This window comes from Streptomyces polyasparticus, assembly GCF_014493765.1.
GTDB classification, from domain to species: domain Bacteria; phylum Actinomycetota; class Actinomycetes; order Streptomycetales; family Streptomycetaceae; genus Streptomyces; species Streptomyces polyasparticus.
In genome coordinates this window covers 644,669-661,549 of the sequence record NZ_JACTVJ010000007.1, presented here as the reverse complement: position 1 = coordinate 661,549, position 16,881 = coordinate 644,669, and the positions used below count along the sequence as shown (strand labels likewise).

Below are 16,881 nucleotides of genomic sequence, written 5' to 3'. Positions count from 1 at the left end.
CCGCGGGCGTCACGCCCCGGAGCCCACCGGCGGCAGGTCCCACACCCACACCCCGTCCACGAACTCCGGCTGCTGCCCGCCGAGCAGCTGGGTCACCGTCTCCCGCAGCGCCTGGTCGTGGTGCTGCGGGGCGAGGACCAGGGCGCCGGCCTTCCAGTACGCGAGGTCCTCGCGGGCCTGCTGCTGCCAGGCCTCGCCCAGCACGGGGGCCTTGCCGGTGCCGCGTACCTCCCCGAGGAGGTTGGAGGTGTGGCGCGGGACCGCTCCGTAGATGCCCTGGCGCTCGGGGCCCCAGGGACCGTTGAAGTAGCCGCCGGGCAGCTTGAAGCCGAGGTCGGCGGCCGTCTGCCAGTGCAGGGGCTCGGCGACCGCCGGGTCCGGCAGCGGCACCGGGACCAGGGTCTCGCCCGGGCCGACATACGTGCGGTACGTGCCCTTGGCGATGAACTCGGGGACCGGGACCCGGTCCACCGCCTTCAGCGGCAGCGGCAGGATCGGGATCAGGGCCACCGCGACCGCCGCGTATCCGATGCGGCGGTGCGAGCGGCGGGCCGCGCCGAGCCGGGTCAGGGCCAGCGCGATGAGCATGCCCAGCACCGGCGCGCAGATCATCGCGAGCCGGGACTCGATGACCGCCGAGAGCAGGGGCTGGTTGGCGAACAGGCGCCACGGCCCGGTGACGGTGATCGCCGTACCCGGGAGGTCGAAGCGCGGGCCCATCGAGAGCAGCGCCGCCCCGACGCCGGTGAAGGCCAGCGCCTTGACCAGGGCGCGGTCCCACAGGCGGACCACGATGCCGACCGAGAGGGCGGCGAGCGGCCAGCCGTAGAAGGCGTTCTGCTCGGTGATGTTCATCGCGAGGGACTGGGAGTTCTCGCGGTCGCCGGCGAGCGAGCGCTCGGCGAAGGAGACCAGGGCGAGCGGGCTGTTCGCGGTGTTGGGCGGGTGCATGACGCCCGAGTAGCTCTGCGGCCCGAAGAACTGCCACCACAGCGGGAACGCCACGATCGGCACGCTCACGGCCGCCGCGATGCCGAGGCCCCGCAGCACGGGCCGCCAGGCGGCGGCGAAGACGTCCCGTCGTACGAGCGAGTAGCCCGCGGCGAAGAGCAGCAGCCCCATCACGGCGAGCAGCAGCGGCTCCTCGCCGAGGAAGATCTGGTACGCGGCGAACAGGCCGAGCACGACCCCGTCCCGTACGACCTGCTCGCCGCCGACAAGCCGTAGAGCCCGGTCGATGATCAGCGGGATCATGAAGAGCACGATGAAGTTGGGGTGCCCGTGGGCGTGGCTGATCATCGGGGGCGCGAAGGCCGCGAGCGCGCCGCCGATCGCCGCGGGTACGTGCCCGCGGGCCACATGGCGGCGGATCAGCCAGTACCAGGCGTACGCGGTCGCGGCGAGGCCGAGCGTCATCACGAGCTGGAGCGAGAGGGCCGGGCCGAAGAGCGCCGTGACGGGCGTGAAGGGGACGGAGAGCCCCAGCATCACCGTGTTCGCCATCAGGTTCACGCCGTCGGGGAAGCCCTGCAGGTCCGTGAACAGGGGGTTCTGCAGATTCAGGACGTTGTGCGCGGTGACGTCGAAGAACCACTCCCACTGGTTCTGGTCCTGCAGCGCGTCCGGCAGATAGCGGCCGTCGGGGTCGATCCAGCGGCGGGAGTAGAGCAGCACGGACGCGAGCAGGTAGAGGCCGAGCACCGCGAGCGAACCGCGGTCCAGGGAGCGTGCCTTGAGCACGGTGAGCTCGCGCAGCGTGGCGAGGTAGTCGCGGGCGCGTACCTTCGAGCCGTCCTGGTGGGACCAGCGCACCGGGACCTCCGCCACGGGCAGGTGATGACGTCGGAAGAACTGCAGCACCTCGACGTCGATCGCCCAGCCGTCGAGCCGGGAGGCCGCGAAGGCGGCGCGGGCGCGCTCGCCGTCGAAGAGCTTGAAGCCGCACTGGGTGTCGCGGATGCCGGGCACCGCGAGCATCCGGATGAGGAGATTGCCGGCCCGGCCGAGGGTCTCGCGCAGCGGATGCTGGTGCTTCTCGATCCGGGCGCCGTCGGCGGCGCGGGAGCCGATCGCGGCGGCGTGGCCGTCGGCCAGCGCCTTGTCGAGGCGGTCGATCTCGCCGATCGGGGCGGCGAGATCGGCGTCGGTGATCAGCACGCGCCCGCCGCGCGATGCGGCGACCCCGCGGCGCAGGGCGTGGCCCTTGCCGTGGTTGGTGTCGCCGGGCAGGACGCGGATGCGCGGCTCGGCTATGGATGCTTCGAGCGCTATACGGCGGGTGTCATCGGTCGAGCCGTCGTCCACGACGATCAGTTCCCAGGAACGGCTTTCGCCGAGGTGGGCGGTGATCGCGTCCAGGGTGGGCCGCAGCCTGTCCTGTTCGTTGTAGGCGGGGACGACGACCGTCAGCTCCATGGCCAACGGTGCTCACCCCACCAGCTTGTCGACGAGGTCGAGCGAGTGCTTGTTGTACGCGGTGATGATCTCGCGCGCACCCGCGGCGTCACGCCGGCCGACCGCGTCCACGAGCTCGGTGTGCCCGCTCCACAGGCGGCCTTCGAGCGGTCCCGCCGCGCGGAGCAGCGGGACGGCGAAGACCCAGGCCTGGACGCGCAGGCGGTGCAGGAAGTCGGTCAGATAGGCGTTCCCGAACAGCGCGCTCAGCTCGCGCCAGAACCGCAGGTCGTAGCCGATCAGGACGTTGAGGTCGCCGCTGGTGGCGGCGCGGGCCGACTCCTCGGCGCGGCGGCGGACCGAGAGGAAGCCGTCCTCGGGCCTGATGATCCCGCGCTCGGCGATCCCGCGGAAGATGGCCTCGGCGACGAGGGCGCGGGCCTCGACCATGCCGTGGTAGTCGGCCACGGAGTACTCGTGGACCTTGAAGCCGCGGTGCTGTGCGCTGTCGAGCAGGCCCTGCGCGGAGAGGTCGACGAGGGCCTCGCGCACGGGCGTCGCGGAGACCCCGTACTGCTCGGCGATCTCCTTGACGGTGAACTCCTGGCCGGGCGCGAGCCGCCCCGCGAGCACTTCGTCACGCAGCGCGTCCGCGATCTGCTGGCGCAGCGTGCTGCGGGTGACCGCAGTGCTCATCGTGGACTTCCCTCCCCGGGGTGACGCTGTCTGCGCACCCGTGTCTAGGGGTGCGCGGTCACCTTACGCGCCCGGTGCCGGGCGGGGTGCGGCCGCGTTCCTGCGGACCGGGGCCTTACGGGTGCGGGCGGGGGTCTTCGCGGCGGCTTCGGCGGGCGCTTTCGCCGTACGGGACTTCGCGGTCGCCGCCGCCTCCGCGGGGGTCTCCTCGCCCAGAGCCCGTGCGGTCAGGAACGCGTCCTCGAGCAGCGCACGGACGTGGTCCCCGGCGGCCCGGTAGTAGATCCGGGTGCCCTCGCGGCGCGAGCTGACCAGGCCCGCGGTGCGCAGCCGGGCCAGGTGCTGGGAGACGGCGGCCACGTGCGCGCCGGTCAGCTCGGCGAGCTGTCCGACGGGCCGCTCGCCCTGCGTCAGATCCCACAGGATGGTGAACCTGGTCGGATCGGCCACGGCCTTCAGGACGGCCACGGCCCGGGCCACATCGGGGTGCTCTTCTTGCGTCTCCACGCAAACAGGGTACGGGGTTACGGCACCACCTTGCGCTGCACGCACCGCTCCTCGGACTCGGGGATCCCGTCGCCCGCCAGGTAGTCGTGGTGCGGGACCGCCGCGACCTTGCCCTCGGCGACGCCCATCGACAGGCAGCGCGGGCCGAACGGGACGCTCAGGTCCACGGTGAACTGGATCGCGCCGTTCTTCTCCGCGGGCGCGAGGACGCGCTTGGCCGGGTAGCCGAGGTCCGCGAGTGAGTTCGCGACCGCGTCCGGGGTCAGGCCGGCGCGGGACTTCAGCGCCTTGCTGACGCGCTCGGTGTGGGCGTCGAAGACGCACTTGTCACGCTGCTCGGCGTCCTTCTCCCACTGCTCGGGCTCCCCCTTCTGCGGCGGCCCGAAGTCCTCCGGGTTCGGAGCCTCGCTCCCCTGGCCGTCCGGCAGCGGGACCGGGGCCGCCGGGGGCTCCTCGCCGCCCTCGGGGCCGGTGGGCGGTGCGCCACCGTCCTGCGGCCGGGAGTCCTGCGGCAGGGACTTCAGGTCCTCCAGCGCGTCCAGGTACTCCTGCAGCTGCTTCAGCTGCTCGTCGCTGCTGCAGTCCTTCTCGATCGTGAGCAACGCCTCGGGGATCGTGAACGCGTCCACCACGTCCTGCATCGAGTCCCCCGCCGCCGGAGCCGAGGCCGACGCCTTCGGCTTCGCCGCCGCCCCCTCCGTACGCGAGGAGCCCGCGCTCTGCGTACCGCACGCCCCGAGCGCCAGCGCGCCCGCCGCCACCATGACCAGGACCGGAAGTCTTCTCATGCCCGTCAGTCTTGTGCCGGGCGGCGGGCCGTCCCTGAGTACGTGTACTCAGGAACGGCCCGTTCCCTACTCAACCGCGGGAGCCACCCTCAACTGGGCTTCCTCGTCGAGCCGGTACTCCTCCGAGTCCGCGTTGTACGAGAACAGCTCGGCGTACCGGCCCCAGTCCGTGGCCGTGTCCAGCTGCTGGTCGATCTGCTCGCTGGTGTAGTGGTGGGCGAGCAAGTCCCGGAAGAAGCCGGCACGTTGGACGCCCTCGACCGAGCGGAGCAGCGTCGAGGTGATGACATGCACCAGCGGGGCCGCCTCCAGGGCCGCTTCGGCGAAGAGCTTCTTCGAGGCCTGGACGTCCGCCCGGGCGAATACCGCGCCCCGCTCGGTGAGCCGCAGGTCGCCGGCCTGGACCTCGGCGAGACCGAGCAGTTCGAGCGCGTCGACCTGCGGCAGCATGTCGTCGACCTCAAGGCCCAAGTCATCGGCCAGATCGGCGAGTTCGCAGGCGCCGCCCTCGTACTGCGCGAGGAGCTCGGCGAGTCCGGAGAGGCCGTCGACGGATGCGGCGGGCAGCGGGGTGGTGGCCGGGGTGCGCTTGGCCGGGGCCGGCTCGGAGAGCTTGGGGCTGTCCTTCGTACGGCCGGTCATGACCTGGTAGACGGCGTCCACGACCTGCTCGAACTCGGCGGACTGGCGGTCGCGCGGCCGCACGAGCGAGACGTCGAAGGTCTCGCGGATCGTGCCGTACGGGCGGGAGCCGAGCACCACGACGCGGTCGGCCATCAGGACGGCCTCCTCGATGTTGTGCGTGACGAGGACGATCGCCTTGGTCGGGAACTGGCCGGACTCCCACAGCTCCATCAGCTCGCCGCGCAGGTTCTCGGCGGTCAGCACGTCGAGCGCCGAGAAGGGCTCGTCCATCATCAGGACGTCCGGCTCGACGACCAGGGCGCGGGCGAAGCCGACGCGCTGGCGCATACCGCCGGAGAGCTCCTTCGGATACGCGGACTCGAAGCCGTCGAGGCCGATGAGGTCGATGGCCTGGACGGCGGCCTCGGCGCGCTCCTTGGCGCCGACTCCCTTGGCCTCCAGGCCGAGTTCGACGTTCTGCTGGACGGTCAGCCAGGGAAGGAGCGCGAAGGTCTGGAAGACCATCGCCGTACCGGGGTTGGCGCCGTGCAGCTCTTCCCCCTTGTACGTGACGGAGCCGGAGCTCGCCGGGATCAGGCCGGCCAGACAGCGCAGGAGCGTGGACTTGCCGGATCCCGACTTGCCGAGCAGGGCGACGATCTCGCCCTCGTGGATCTCCAGGTCGATCCCGCCGAGCACGGGCAGTTCGCCGTCGGCGCCGGCGTAGGACTTGGTGACATCGCGAGCGGCGAGCAGTACGTCGCGGGTGGGGGTTGCGGTGGTCATGGCCCCTCCTCGGGGTCGTTGAGCAGAAGGAAGATCAAAGGCTGTAGCGGGTCTCCGCCAGGCGGTAAAGACGGCGCCAGAACAGGCGGTTGAGGGCCACGACGTACAGGCTCATCACCGCGACACCGGCGAGCAGGCGCGGGAAGTCGCCGTCCTCGGTGGCCTTGAAGATGTACGCGCCGAGTCCGGTGGCGCTCAGCGTCGTACCGGAGAAGGTGACGACCTCGGAGACGATCGAGGCGTTCCAGGCACCGCCCGACGCGGTGATGCCGCCGGTGACGTACGAGGGGAAGATGCCCGGCAGGATGAGGCGCTTCCAGCGCTGCCAGCCGTGCACGCCCAGGTCGTCCATCGCCTCCTTGAGGTCGGAGGGGATGGCCATGGCGCCCGCGATGGTGTTGAAGAGGATGTACCACTGGGCGCCGAGCGCCATCAGGAAGATGCAGCCGATGTTGATGTCGAGGCCGGTGCGCAGGAAGAACCACATGGCCAGCGGGAAGAGGAAGTTGGCCGGGAAGCTCGCCAGGACCTGGACGATCGGCTGGGCGATCTTCGCGAGCCGCGGCGAGAAGCCGATCTTCACGCCGATCGGCACCCAGATGACGGTCGCGACGGCGACCAGGACCACGACACGGAGCAGGGTCACGAGGCCGAGGACGAGCGGCTCGCCGAAGACGCCGAGGCCGACGTTGTCGCTGAGGTAGCGAAGGAGGTCGAACAGGCCCCACGCGATCAGGCCCGTGGCCACCACGCCGAAGAGGATGTCGCCCAGGCGGCGCTTGGCCGGGTCGACGTTCAAAGGGCGGTCGTCGCGGCCGAAGATCCGGCCCGCGCGGTTGATGCCCTCGCGGACGGGGGCCAGGAAGCGGCCGAGGAGTTCGGGCCAGTGCGAGCGGCGCAGGAAGTCCAGGACGAAGGAGCGCTGGACCTCGCCCGCCTCCGACTGCTCGTTCTTGAACTTCTCCGACCAGGCCGTGAGCGGGCGCCAGAACAGGAAGTTCACCGAGATCACCATGATGGCCATGGTGAGGATCGCCCAGCCGACCTTGCCGAGGTCGCCGTCGCCGATCGCGGCTCCGGCGTACGAACCGACGCCCGGCAGCGTGTAGTCGTGGTTTGCGACGCTGATGGCCTCGGAGGCGACGAGGAAGAACCAGCCGCCGGCGAAGCTCATCATCCCGTTCCAGACGAGGTCGATGGCGCCGGAGGGCAGTTCGATACGCCAGAAGCGCATCCACTTCGTGAAGCCGAACGACCGTGACACTTCGTCGAGTTCACGCGGCAGGCTGGTCAGCGAGGAGTAGAACCCGAAGGTCATGTTCCAGGCCTGCGAGGTGAAGATGGCGAAGATGGAGGCGAGTTCGAGGCCGAGCATCGAGCCAGGGAAAAGCGCGATGAAGCCGGTGACCGCGATGGTCAGGAAGCCGAGCACGGGGACGGACTGCAGGATGTCGAGCGCGGGGATGAGGATGCGCTCCAGGCGGCGGCTGCGGGCCGCGGCGTACGCGTAGACGAAGGTGAAGACGACCGAGGCGCCGAGCGCGACGAACATGCGCAGGAGGCTGCGGGCCGCGTAGTACGGCAGCTCGGTGGGGTCGGTGTTGACACCGGAGACATCGGCCGGGTCGACGTTGACGGTCGTGCCCTTGCCGACCTGGAGGATCAGATAGCCGAGCACGAGCACGCCGGCGGCGACGGCGAAGTCGACCCAGGTGAGGCCACGGCGTTCGGCGCGGCCGTTCGGGCGGCTGGTGATGGTGGTCATGCGTGTACCCCCTGTGGGACCGCTGCGTAGCCGGGCGCTGTGCGCGCGCAGGGTTCAGCGGACCACGGGTCGGGATGAATGCGGAGAAATCGCCACGATGAGGGTGGCGCGGGCCACCCTTGCAGAGGACATACGGATCCCAGGGGCGGCGGGGGTCAGCGGGTGCCGTGGAGGCAGTTCGTACTGTGCGCGTCGTCGTCACTCATGACTGCCTCCTCACTCTCCTGCGTCGCGAGATCTCGCGGGGATACGTACGGGGCCGGCGGGCCGGAGCCCAGGCGTGCGGCCCAAGGCAGGATGGCAGATACTTGCGCGTTTATGCAAATAGAACACCGGGGCGCCCGTGCGGGGGCGCCCCGGTGTTCGCGGAATGTCCGGCGGCTCAGCCGGTGACGTACTCGTCCGCCACCGACAGCGCCACGTCCAGGGCCGCCAGGCCCTCCTTGGCCTCGGCCTCGGTGATCGTGCAGGCCGGGACCACGTGCGTACGGTTCATGTTGACGAAGGGCCACAGGCCCTCCTTCTTGCACGCCGCCGCGAACGCGCCCATGGGCGCGGCGTCCGCACCCGTCGCGTTGTACGGCACGAGCGGCTCGCGCGTCTCACGGTTGCGTACGAGCTCCAGGGCCCAGAAGACGCCGAGCCCGCGCACCTCGCCGACCGACGGGTGGCGCTCGGCGAGCGCGTGCAGCTCCGGGCCGATCACCTCCGCACCGATCTTCGCGGCGTGCTGGACGATGCCCTCCTCCTCCATCACGTCGATCGTCGCGACGGCGGCGGCGCACGCGAGCGGGTGGCCCGAGTAGGTGAGTCCGCCCGGGTACGGCCTGCGCGCGAAGGTCTCCGCGATGGCCCCGCTGATGGCCACGCCGCCCAGCGGCACGTATCCGGAGGTGACACCCTTGGCGAAGGTCAGCAGGTCGGGCGCGACGTCGAAGTGGTCGGCGGCGAACCACTTGCCGGTGCGGCCGAACCCGGCCATGACCTCGTCGAAGACGAGCACGATGCCGTACCGGTCGCAGATCTCCCGTACGCCCGGCAGATAGCCCGGCGGCGGCACCATGATCCCGGCCGTGCCCGGCACGGTCTCCAGGATGATCGCGGCGATCGACTGCGGGCCCTCGAACGCGATGGTGTCCTCGAGGTGCTGCAGCGCGCGGGCGCACTCCTGCTCCTCGGTCTCGGCGTAGAAGGGCGAGCGGTAGAGGAAGGGCGCCCAGAAGCGCACGACGCCGGACGAGCCGTTGTCGGAGGCCCAACGCCGGGGATCCCCGGTCAGGTTGATCGCCTGCGCGGTCGCGCCGTGGTACGAGCGGTAGGCGCTCAGGATCTTCGGGCGGCCGGTGTGCAGACGGGCCATCCGGGCCGCGTGCTCGACGGCCTCGGCGCCGCCGTTGGTGAAGAAGATCTTGTCCAGGTCGCCGGGCGTGCGCTCGGCGATGCGGCGTGCGGCCTCGGAGCGCGCCTCGACCGCGAAGGCCGGCGCGAAGGTGGTCATCGTGGCCGCCTGCTCCTGGATCGCGGCGACGACCTTGGGGTGCTGGTAGCCGATGTTCGTGTAGACGAGCGCGCTGGTGAAGTCGAGGTACTTGTTGCCCTCGTAGTCCCAGAAGTGCACGCCCTCGGCTCCGGCCACGGCGAGCGGGTCGATGAGCTCCTGGGCGGACCAGGAGTGGAACACATGCGCGCGGTCGGCGGCCTTGACGGCTGCGCCTTTCGCGAGGTCAGCAGCTTCGTGAGGGGTCATGGGGGGAGGGTAAGTGTCCGCGATACGGACATTCCATCGGCGTCCTGTCCGGGGTCGGGGGGTGTGTCTCGACAGGGCGTCGACCCAATGCGGCCCCGGCACTCTATTGACAGCGTACTGTCATTACGACAAGATACTGTCAAGTGACCGGCAGGGAGCCGTCACCACCGGGAGGCAGCCATGAACCGCAAGCCCGTGCACATCGCCGTCTACGACACGTTCGCCGACTGGGAGACGGGACACGCGACCACCGGTCTCGTAGGGGCCGGATTCGAGACGCGGACGGTGGCGCCGAACGCCGAGCCCGTCACCACCATGGGTGGGCTGCGGATCCTGCCCGACATGGCCCTCGCGGACCTGAAGCCCGAGGACAGCTCGCTCCTCATCCTGACCGGAGCCGACCTCTGGGACAGCGGAGACGACCTCGCGCCCTTCGCGCGCAAGGCGCGGGAGTTCCTCGACGCGGGTGTGCCCGTCGCCGCGATCTGCGGGGCGACCGCCGGGCTCGCCCGTGAGGGGCTGCTCGACGACCGGGCGCACACCAGTGCCGTCTCCTTCTATCTGGACGCCACCGGCTACAAGGGCGGCGAGCGGTACGTGGAGACGGACGCGGTCACCGACGGCGTCCTGATCACGGCCGGTCCGACCGAGCCCGTCGCCTTCGCGCGCGAGGTGTTCGCGCTGCTCAAGGTGTACGAGGGCGAGGTGCTCGACGCGTGGTACCGACTGTTCCACGACTCGGATGCCTCCGCGTACGAGGTCCTGCAGGCGGCCGAGCAGGAGTCGCAGCAGCCGGCCGAACAGGAATCGCAGCAGCCGGCCCAGGGATGAGCCGCGCCGAACAGGATGTGCTGAGCCGGACCGCCCTCGGCGTCTTCCGGCTGAACGGCCAATTCCTCGCGATCAGCGAGAAGTTGGCCGCTCCCGGGGGCCTGACCGCCGCGTGGTGGCAGGTCCTCGGGGCCGTACTGCACGAACCGCTGCCCGTCGCCGCGATCGCCCGCACCATGGGCATCACCCGGCAGAGCGTGCAGCGGATCGCGGATCTGCTCGTGGACAAGGGACTCGCCGCATACGAGCCGAACCCCGCGCACCGCCGCGCGAAGCTGCTCGCCCCGACCGCCGAGGGGCGGGCGGCGATCGCGAAGCTCGAGCCGGGCCATGCGGAGTTCGCGGCCGCACTCGCCGCCGAACTGGGCCCGGAGGCCTTCGCCGAAACCGCCGCGGTGCTCGACCGCTTGTCCAAAGCATTGGAAAGCGTTGCGAAGCAGTAGCAGAGACCTCAACTTCCCCGCACTATCCTCGACTTGTCGGGCCGGTACGGGGGAGGGCGGCGGCCATGGAGTCACTCGGGGCGGGCGATCCGCAGAGGATCGGGGCCTATCGGCTGCTCGGCCGGCTCGGCGCGGGCGGGATGGGGCAGGTGTATCTGGCCCGTTCGGAGCGCGGGCGCACGGTCGCGGTCAAGCTGGTGCGCCAGGAGCTCGCGGAGCAGGAGGAGTTCAGGGCGCGCTTCCGGCAGGAGGTGCAGGCCGCGCGGCGGGTCGGCGGCCAGTGGACGGCGCCCGTGCTCGATGCCGACACCGAGGCCGCGATCCCCTGGGTCGCCACCGGGTATGTCGCGGGCCCCTCGCTGCAGCAGGTCGTCGCCGTCGAGCACGGTCCGCTGCCCGAACGCTCGGTGCGGGTCCTGGCCGCGGGACTGGCGTACGCGCTCAAGGACATCCATGCCGCCGGTCTGATCCACCGCGACCTCAAGCCCTCCAACGTCCTGGTGACGATCGACGGTCCGCGCGTCATCGACTTCGGTATCGCGCGTGCCCTGGAGACGGTCACCGACGGCGGGCTCACCCGGACCGGCGCGCTGATCGGTTCGCCCGGATTCATGGCGCCTGAGCAGGTGCGCGGCGACCGGATCACACCGGCCTGCGATGTGTTCTGCCTCGGCTCGGTGCTCGCGTACGCGGCGACCGGGGTGCTGCCGTTCGGCAGTGAGAGCAGCGGGGTGCACGCCCTGATGTTCCGTATCGCCCAGGAGGACCCCGATCTCTCCGAACTTCCCGAGCGCCTCCACGACTTGATCGCCGCCTGCCTGCGCAAGGACTCGGCCACCCGGCCCACCCTCGACCAGGTGCTCGAACAGGCCGGCGCCGAGGACACGGTGAGCGGCGGGCGGAGCCTCGAACCCTGGCTGCCGGGGATGCTGGTAGCCCAACTGGGGCGGCATGCCGTGGAGTTGCTGGATTCGGAGGACCCGGAGGAGCGGGCGGGGGGCGAGGCGGGTCCGGCCGGAGCGGGTGGCCTGGTCGGAGCGGGCGGCCCGGGCCCGGCCGGAGCGGGTGGCCCGGCCGGAGCGGCCGACGCGGCTTCACCCACGCCCGGCCAGGTGCCTCCCGCATCCCCACCCGCCCCCGGCGCCCCCGGCGATGCGGGCGTCGACCATCTCCCGACCGTGATCGTCGGGCAGAACGCCGCGCCTCCGCCCCAGGGCGCCACACCCCCTCCGGGCTCCCCCGCGCACACCACCCCACCGCCGCCGCACGGCCATGCCCCCGCGTACGGATATCCGCAGCCGGCCCCTCAGGGTCACCCGTACCCGGGTGGCGCCGCGCAGCCCACACCACCCGGAATGCACTTCGCGCCGCACAACGGCTGGGACTCGGGCGGTCGCGGCGGCACCCCGCCCTACGGACCCCCGGCCCCAGCGCGCCGCAACGGCCGGGCCACCGTGTTCCTCGTCGCCGTGGCCGTGATCGTGGCGATCGGGGCCGGCGGGACGGTGTACGCCGTGATGAAGGGCGAAGAGGGCAACCGCAAGGACCGCGGCTCCCCGAACCCCACCGTCACCACGACACAGGGCACTTCGGACACGAGCACCCCGCCGCCGACCACGGAATCGCCGAGCCCCTCGCAGGCACCGACCACCCCGTCGCCGTCGGGCGAAGGCGAGATCCCCCAGGAGTTCCTGGGCACGTGGGAGGCCGAGTTCGAGTCGGGCGGCGGCACCAACACCCGTGTGCTGAGAATCCAGCAGGGCAACCAGGGCGACACGGTCATGAGCCTGACGGGCAAGGGCCCCACCCACGACTGCCGTTGGACTGCGACCCTGCAGTCCGCTCAGTCCACGGACAACGTCCTGGTGCTCAGCCCGTCCGAGGTCACATTCGGCAAGGCCACGGAGTGCAAACCGGGCGAGACCAGCGAGCTGCGCCTGACGGACGACAACCACCTCTCGCGCGAGCTGATCGGCAGCGGCGGCGAGCCGCTCACGTACACACGTACCGGATGACGCTGAACTCCCTTGCACACCAGGCTTGTTGAACGCCAGAAGAACTTCAGCCGAAGCTCCTGACCTGCGCCCCTGCACGCGCCCCCGCGCTCGTACGGTATGAGCCCGTCCATCCGTACGTACGGGCGCGTGTACGCACGCACGAGGAGCCGAGAGCAGAGCAGCAGCATGGAGTGGCTGAGCGCCGAGAACCTCATCGCCGTCGGTACCGCCGTCCTCGGTGTGCTCGCCTCCATCGGCGTCCTCTGGTACGAGCGGCGCGTGCCGCGGCGCAAACGGCTCGGCTACCGCGTCCAGCTGGACTCGCCGATCGGCAGCGACGGAGCGGCCGGGCAGCCCAACGTACGGCAGGGGCTGTTCGACTTCGACGGCGCCGGCGACATGGCGGACGCCACCCTCGTCCTCCTCCGCTTCGAGAACAACGGCTCACAGGCCATCGCGGCGACCGACTACGACAGCGGCGGCCCTGACGGCCTGATCGTCGAGTTCGAGAACCGGACCGTGCGCGGCATAGCGGTATCGCTGCCGCAGGGCGGCTCCCACCTGCTCGGCTACTTCTCGCGGCCGCCGGGCGCTCCGCCCCAGCAGCCGGGGACGCTGCGCCACGAGGGCAGCCGCCTCTACCTGCCCCGCGTCCCGCTCAACTCGCGCCGGCACTTCAAACTGCTCGTACTCCTCGGCGGCGGTGCGACGGGCAGCCCGATCCACATGATCGGCGATCTGGCCGGCGGCGATGTGGTGGAGACCCAGTCCACCACCGTGGACGACACCCCGCCCCTGTTCAGCCGCCCGGCCCGCCTCCTCACCGTCCTGCTCACGGTCTGCGTCGTCACGCTCTCCACGCTGGTCATGGTGCGGGGCGAGACGCCCCCGCCCATCGGCTGCGAGAAGGGCTCGCTCAAGGTCGTGGGCTCGACGGCGTTCAAGCCGGTGGCGGACGAGCTCGCGGCCAAGTACGAGCAGGACTGCCCAGGTTCGGAGATCACGGTCGACGCCCGCGGCAGCGCGGCGGGCATCGCCGAGCTCAAGGAGGCCGGGGCGGAGCAGAAGACCGGCTCGCCGGCCGTCGTGACCTTCGCGGACGGCCCCCCGTCCTCCCCCGACACCAAGCTCACCGAGAACCGGGTCGCGGTCACGGCCTTCGCCATGGTCCTGAACGACAAGGTGGCCCTGAAGAACCTGTCCGTCACCGACCTCCGCCGCCTGTACCGCGGCGAGATCCGCAACTGGTCCCGGCTCGGCGGCCCCGACCTGCCGGTCGTCCTGGTCAGCCGCAACTCCAACTCCGGTACACGCGGCGTCTTCCAGCGCCGCATCCTGCGGGGCTTCGAACCGGCGGCCTCGTCCTCGGACTGCCACCAGAAGGACGACGGGCGCGCGAAGGTCTTCCGCTGCGAACTCGACTCCACCGACCAGGTCCTGGCCACGGTCGCCGACATCCCGGGCGCGATCGGCTACAGCGAACTCCGCACGGGCACCGCCCCCAAGGGCGCCCACCACCTCTCCCTCGACGGCCACGCCCCGACCCTCGACGACATCGCCCGCTCCCCATACCCCTTCCGCGAAATCGAATACGCCCACACCTACGGCCGCCCCCCGGCGGACTCCCTGGCCTCCTCCTTCCTCAACTACGCAATGCGCGGCTCGGGCCAGGACGTGGTCCGTACGCATGGGCATCTGCCCTGCTATACGCCGGAGGGCCTGAAGGTCTGCGGCTCCTGAGACCCCTGCGCATCCCAGTCGGACAGCGCACTCCTCAGCAGCAGTACGTGGACGAAGCGATCCGGTGACGTGGGGTAGATCAGCCAAGTGAGTGGGGCGGTCGGGCCGTTGGCGGACGGGACCGGGACGTACGAGACGTGGCCCGGGCCCGCGGTCAGGCGGGTGACGCCCTGCGGCCAGGTGCGGTGGGACGTGCTGCCGCGCAGCGGTTCAACGTCACCGTTCAGGTCCTGCCCCTCGACCGCGGCCCGCGCGGTTCGTACGCCGGTGACCGGGGCCCGATGAAGGCGGGCGAAACCAAGGACCACGACCACGTCGTCTCTATGGAGGTCGAGGACGAGAGCAACCTCGTGAGCAATCGGACCAAGGTGTCCCAACTGGCCCAGCGCTATGCGAAGATCCGCGCACAGGCCCTGAGCCCTGACGAATCGCTGGGCCTCATCGAGCGGTTGGCAGGAGAGCAGCAATGAGCAGCGCACTGCAATGGTTCAAGTCGACCTACAGCAGCGACGCCGGAGGCGAGTGCGTCGAGGTCGGCTACGACTGGCACAAGTCGAGCCACACACTCCCCGCCCCGTCCTGGGCAGCCTTCCTCGGCTGGGCCAAGTAGCCCATGGACGGCCTCGAAGCGATGACCCCGGACGAGCCGGCCCGTGTCGGCCCGTACACCCTGATCGGGCGGCTCGGCAGCGGGGGCATGGGGCGGGTGTATCTCGCCCGGGCCGACGGTGGGCGGACCGTCGCGCTCAAGCTGGTGCACGGTGAGCTCGCGCGGCAGGCCGAGTTCCGTGAGCGGTTCGCGCGCGAGGTGACCGCCGCGCGGCGGGTCAGCGGGGAGTGGACCGCGCCCGTCATCGACGCCGACACGGACGCCGCCGTGCCATGGGTGGCCACCGGCTACATCGCCGGGATGTCGCTCCAGGCGCTGGTGGCAAGGGAGTTCGGGCCTCTGCCCGAGGACTCCCTGCGCACCCTCGCGCACCATCTCGCCCAGGCCCTGCGCACCATCCACGACGCCGGCCTGATCCACCGGGACCTCAAGCCGTCCAACATTCTCGTGACCGCCGACGGCCCGCGCGTCATCGACTTCGGTGTCGCCCGCGCCCTGGACACCGTCACGGGCGGCAACCTGACGCAGACGGGCGCCGTGCTCGGCTCACCCGGGTTCATGAGCCCCGAGCAGGTGCGTGGCGAGCGGCTCACGCCGGCGAGCGATGTGTTCTCGCTCGGGTGCGCGCTGGTGTTCGCGGCCACCGGGCGCGGGCCCTTCGAGGGCGCGGACAGCGGGGCGCACGCGCTGATGTTCCGGGTGGCGTTCGAGGAGCCCGATCTGGAGGGCGTACCGGAGGGGCTGCTCGGTCTCGTACGGGAGTGTCTGATCAAGGAGCCCGCTGAACGGCCGGACGCAGAACGGCTGTTGGAGCTCACCAACCCGGCCCCGCTGGGCCCCTGGCTGCCCGAGCCGGTGCTCGCGCTGCTGGCCCAGCACGCGTCGGCGCTCCTCTCGGCGGAGGCACCGCCCCGCCCGCAGGAGCCCGCCCCCACCCAGGAGCCCGCCCGCACGCGGGCGCCCAGGAAGAAGCGGACCGCGCTCGTCGCGACCGGTGCCGTGCTCGCCGTGTGCGCGGTGGCTTCCCTCGCGTACGTGCTGAATCCCGGCGACGGCGGGGAGCGGACGAACGCCAAGGGCGCGGGAGGCGTCACCCAGTCCCCCGGCGGGACGGGCACGCCCTCGCCGACGCCGTCCAAGTCCGGCGAGAAGGACAAGGACAAGGGAAAGAAGTCGCCGGATCCGTCCGCCTCCGGGTCCGGCAAGGGCGGCGCCTCCGGCGGTGGCGGCGGCGGGGAAAGCGGCAAGGTCGCCGAGGGGTTCATCGGCGGCTGGGAGGGTGAACTCCCGGGCGGGGGCGGCATCCTGCGGCTCGACATCGGCGCGGGCGGCGAGGGCGATACGGTCGCGACGTCCGTGGACGTCGGCAACGACTGGATGTGCGTACGGAAGTCGGTGGCCGTCTCCGCCGACGCCTCCACCCTGGAACTGAACGGCGGGGACGTGCCGTTGCAGCGCAATCCCGCCAAGTGCGCGTTCCCGACCGAGATGTCGCTGACCATCGGCTCGGCCGACGTCCTCGACCTCAAGAGCTCCGCGGGCAGCGTGCGCCTGAGTCGCGCCGGCACGTCCGTCCCCTCCTCGTACGTCGGCGAATGGCAGGCCCTCGACCTGGAGGGCAACCGCAACAAGATCTGGTTCACGATCGAGGCGGGGGCGGTCGGCACGGCCCGTATCACCGTCGTCGACAAGCGCTACGGCACCGCGTGCACGACCACCCAGGTGCTCGCCTCGGTGGACAAGGGCTTGGTGTACGGGCCTTCGTCCAAGCCGAGCGGCGGCGACTGCGGGGCCCGGGGCAGCGAGCGCGTCACGCCGTACGCGGGCGGCAAGCTGCTCGTCGAGGACTGGCGGGGTCTTGGGAGCGAACCGGCGGAGCTGGTGCGGGCGGAGTGAGCGGTTCCGCGGCCCCGTGCTCTGAACTGTCCCTGCAACAAGGGTTCTTGACGCAGC

General features: G+C 71.2%; 13 protein-coding genes and 1 pseudogene. 7 read left to right on the top strand and 7 right to left on the bottom strand.

Going from position 1 to position 16,881, the window contains the following annotated elements; genetic code table 11:
- Window positions 1-9 precede the first annotated feature (9 nt).
- The 7 genes from H9Y04_RS18610 to H9Y04_RS18580 form a co-directional block, all read right to left on the bottom strand.
- Window positions 10-2,415, bottom strand: coding sequence for a dolichyl-phosphate beta-glucosyltransferase (locus H9Y04_RS18610; RefSeq protein ID WP_187814988.1), 2,406 nt, complete (start codon window positions 2,413-2,415; stop codon window positions 10-12).
- A gap of 12 nt (window positions 2,416-2,427) precedes the next feature.
- Window positions 2,428-3,090: a GntR family transcriptional regulator gene (locus tag H9Y04_RS18605; protein WP_187814987.1), complete on the bottom strand. Its 663-nt coding sequence runs from the start codon at window positions 3,088-3,090 to the stop codon at window positions 2,428-2,430.
- A gap of 63 nt (window positions 3,091-3,153) precedes the next feature.
- A complete protein-coding gene (locus tag H9Y04_RS18600; RefSeq protein WP_187814986.1) occupies window positions 3,154-3,597 on the bottom strand; it encodes an ArsR/SmtB family transcription factor in 444 nt (147 codons plus the stop codon).
- A 17-nt stretch (window positions 3,598-3,614) separates the two neighbouring features.
- On the bottom strand, window positions 3,615-4,385 hold the full coding sequence (locus H9Y04_RS18595) for a hypothetical protein (RefSeq protein WP_187814985.1): 771 nt from the start codon (window positions 4,383-4,385) through the stop codon (window positions 3,615-3,617).
- Between the two features lie 66 nt (window positions 4,386-4,451).
- Complete coding sequence (locus tag H9Y04_RS18590; RefSeq protein WP_187814984.1) at window positions 4,452-5,795, bottom strand: ABC transporter ATP-binding protein; 1,344 nt, start codon at window positions 5,793-5,795, stop codon at window positions 4,452-4,454.
- Between the two features lie 34 nt (window positions 5,796-5,829).
- A complete protein-coding gene (locus tag H9Y04_RS18585) occupies window positions 5,830-7,560 on the bottom strand; it encodes an ABC transporter permease (RefSeq protein ID WP_187814983.1) in 1,731 nt (576 codons plus the stop codon).
- 382 nt (window positions 7,561-7,942) lie between these two features.
- On the bottom strand, window positions 7,943-9,307 hold the full coding sequence (locus H9Y04_RS18580; protein ID WP_187814982.1) for an aspartate aminotransferase family protein: 1,365 nt from the start codon (window positions 9,305-9,307) through the stop codon (window positions 7,943-7,945).
- 180 nt (window positions 9,308-9,487) lie between these two features.
- Between H9Y04_RS18580 and H9Y04_RS18575 the strand changes: the two genes are divergently transcribed.
- From H9Y04_RS18575 to H9Y04_RS46165, 7 genes and pseudogenes are all read left to right on the top strand, one after another.
- On the top strand, window positions 9,488-10,138 hold the full coding sequence (locus tag H9Y04_RS18575; RefSeq protein WP_187814981.1) for a DJ-1/PfpI family protein: 651 nt from the start codon (window positions 9,488-9,490) through the stop codon (window positions 10,136-10,138).
- The gene (locus H9Y04_RS18570) at window positions 10,135-10,581 is read left to right on the top strand and encodes a MarR family winged helix-turn-helix transcriptional regulator (RefSeq protein ID WP_187814980.1); all 447 of its coding nucleotides are present in this window, start codon (window positions 10,135-10,137) and stop codon (window positions 10,579-10,581) included. The genes H9Y04_RS18575 and H9Y04_RS18570 overlap by 4 nt, the downstream gene beginning before the upstream one ends.
- Window positions 10,582-10,646: 65 nt before the next feature.
- Window positions 10,647-12,596 carry a serine/threonine-protein kinase gene (locus tag H9Y04_RS18565; protein ID WP_187814979.1) on the top strand — a complete coding sequence of 650 codons (1,950 nt, stop codon included), beginning with the start codon at window positions 10,647-10,649 and terminating at the stop codon, window positions 12,594-12,596.
- 168 nt (window positions 12,597-12,764) lie between these two features.
- Window positions 12,765-14,318 carry a substrate-binding domain-containing protein gene (locus H9Y04_RS18560; protein ID WP_187815128.1) on the top strand — a complete coding sequence of 518 codons (1,554 nt, stop codon included), beginning with the start codon at window positions 12,765-12,767 and terminating at the stop codon, window positions 14,316-14,318.
- Between the two features lie 185 nt (window positions 14,319-14,503).
- Window positions 14,504-14,788 carry a Scr1 family TA system antitoxin-like transcriptional regulator gene (locus H9Y04_RS18555; protein ID WP_187814978.1) on the top strand — a complete coding sequence of 95 codons (285 nt, stop codon included), beginning with the start codon at window positions 14,504-14,506 and terminating at the stop codon, window positions 14,786-14,788.
- Window positions 14,785-14,883 (top strand): annotated as a pseudogene (locus H9Y04_RS18550) (DUF397 domain-containing protein); the annotation flags it as partial. The gene H9Y04_RS18555 and the pseudogene H9Y04_RS18550, both read left to right, overlap by 4 nt.
- A gap of 48 nt (window positions 14,884-14,931) precedes the next feature.
- On the top strand, window positions 14,932-16,824 hold the full coding sequence (locus H9Y04_RS46165) for a serine/threonine-protein kinase (RefSeq protein ID WP_236070963.1): 1,893 nt from the start codon (window positions 14,932-14,934) through the stop codon (window positions 16,822-16,824).
- The last annotated feature ends 57 nt before the right edge of the window (window positions 16,825-16,881 follow it).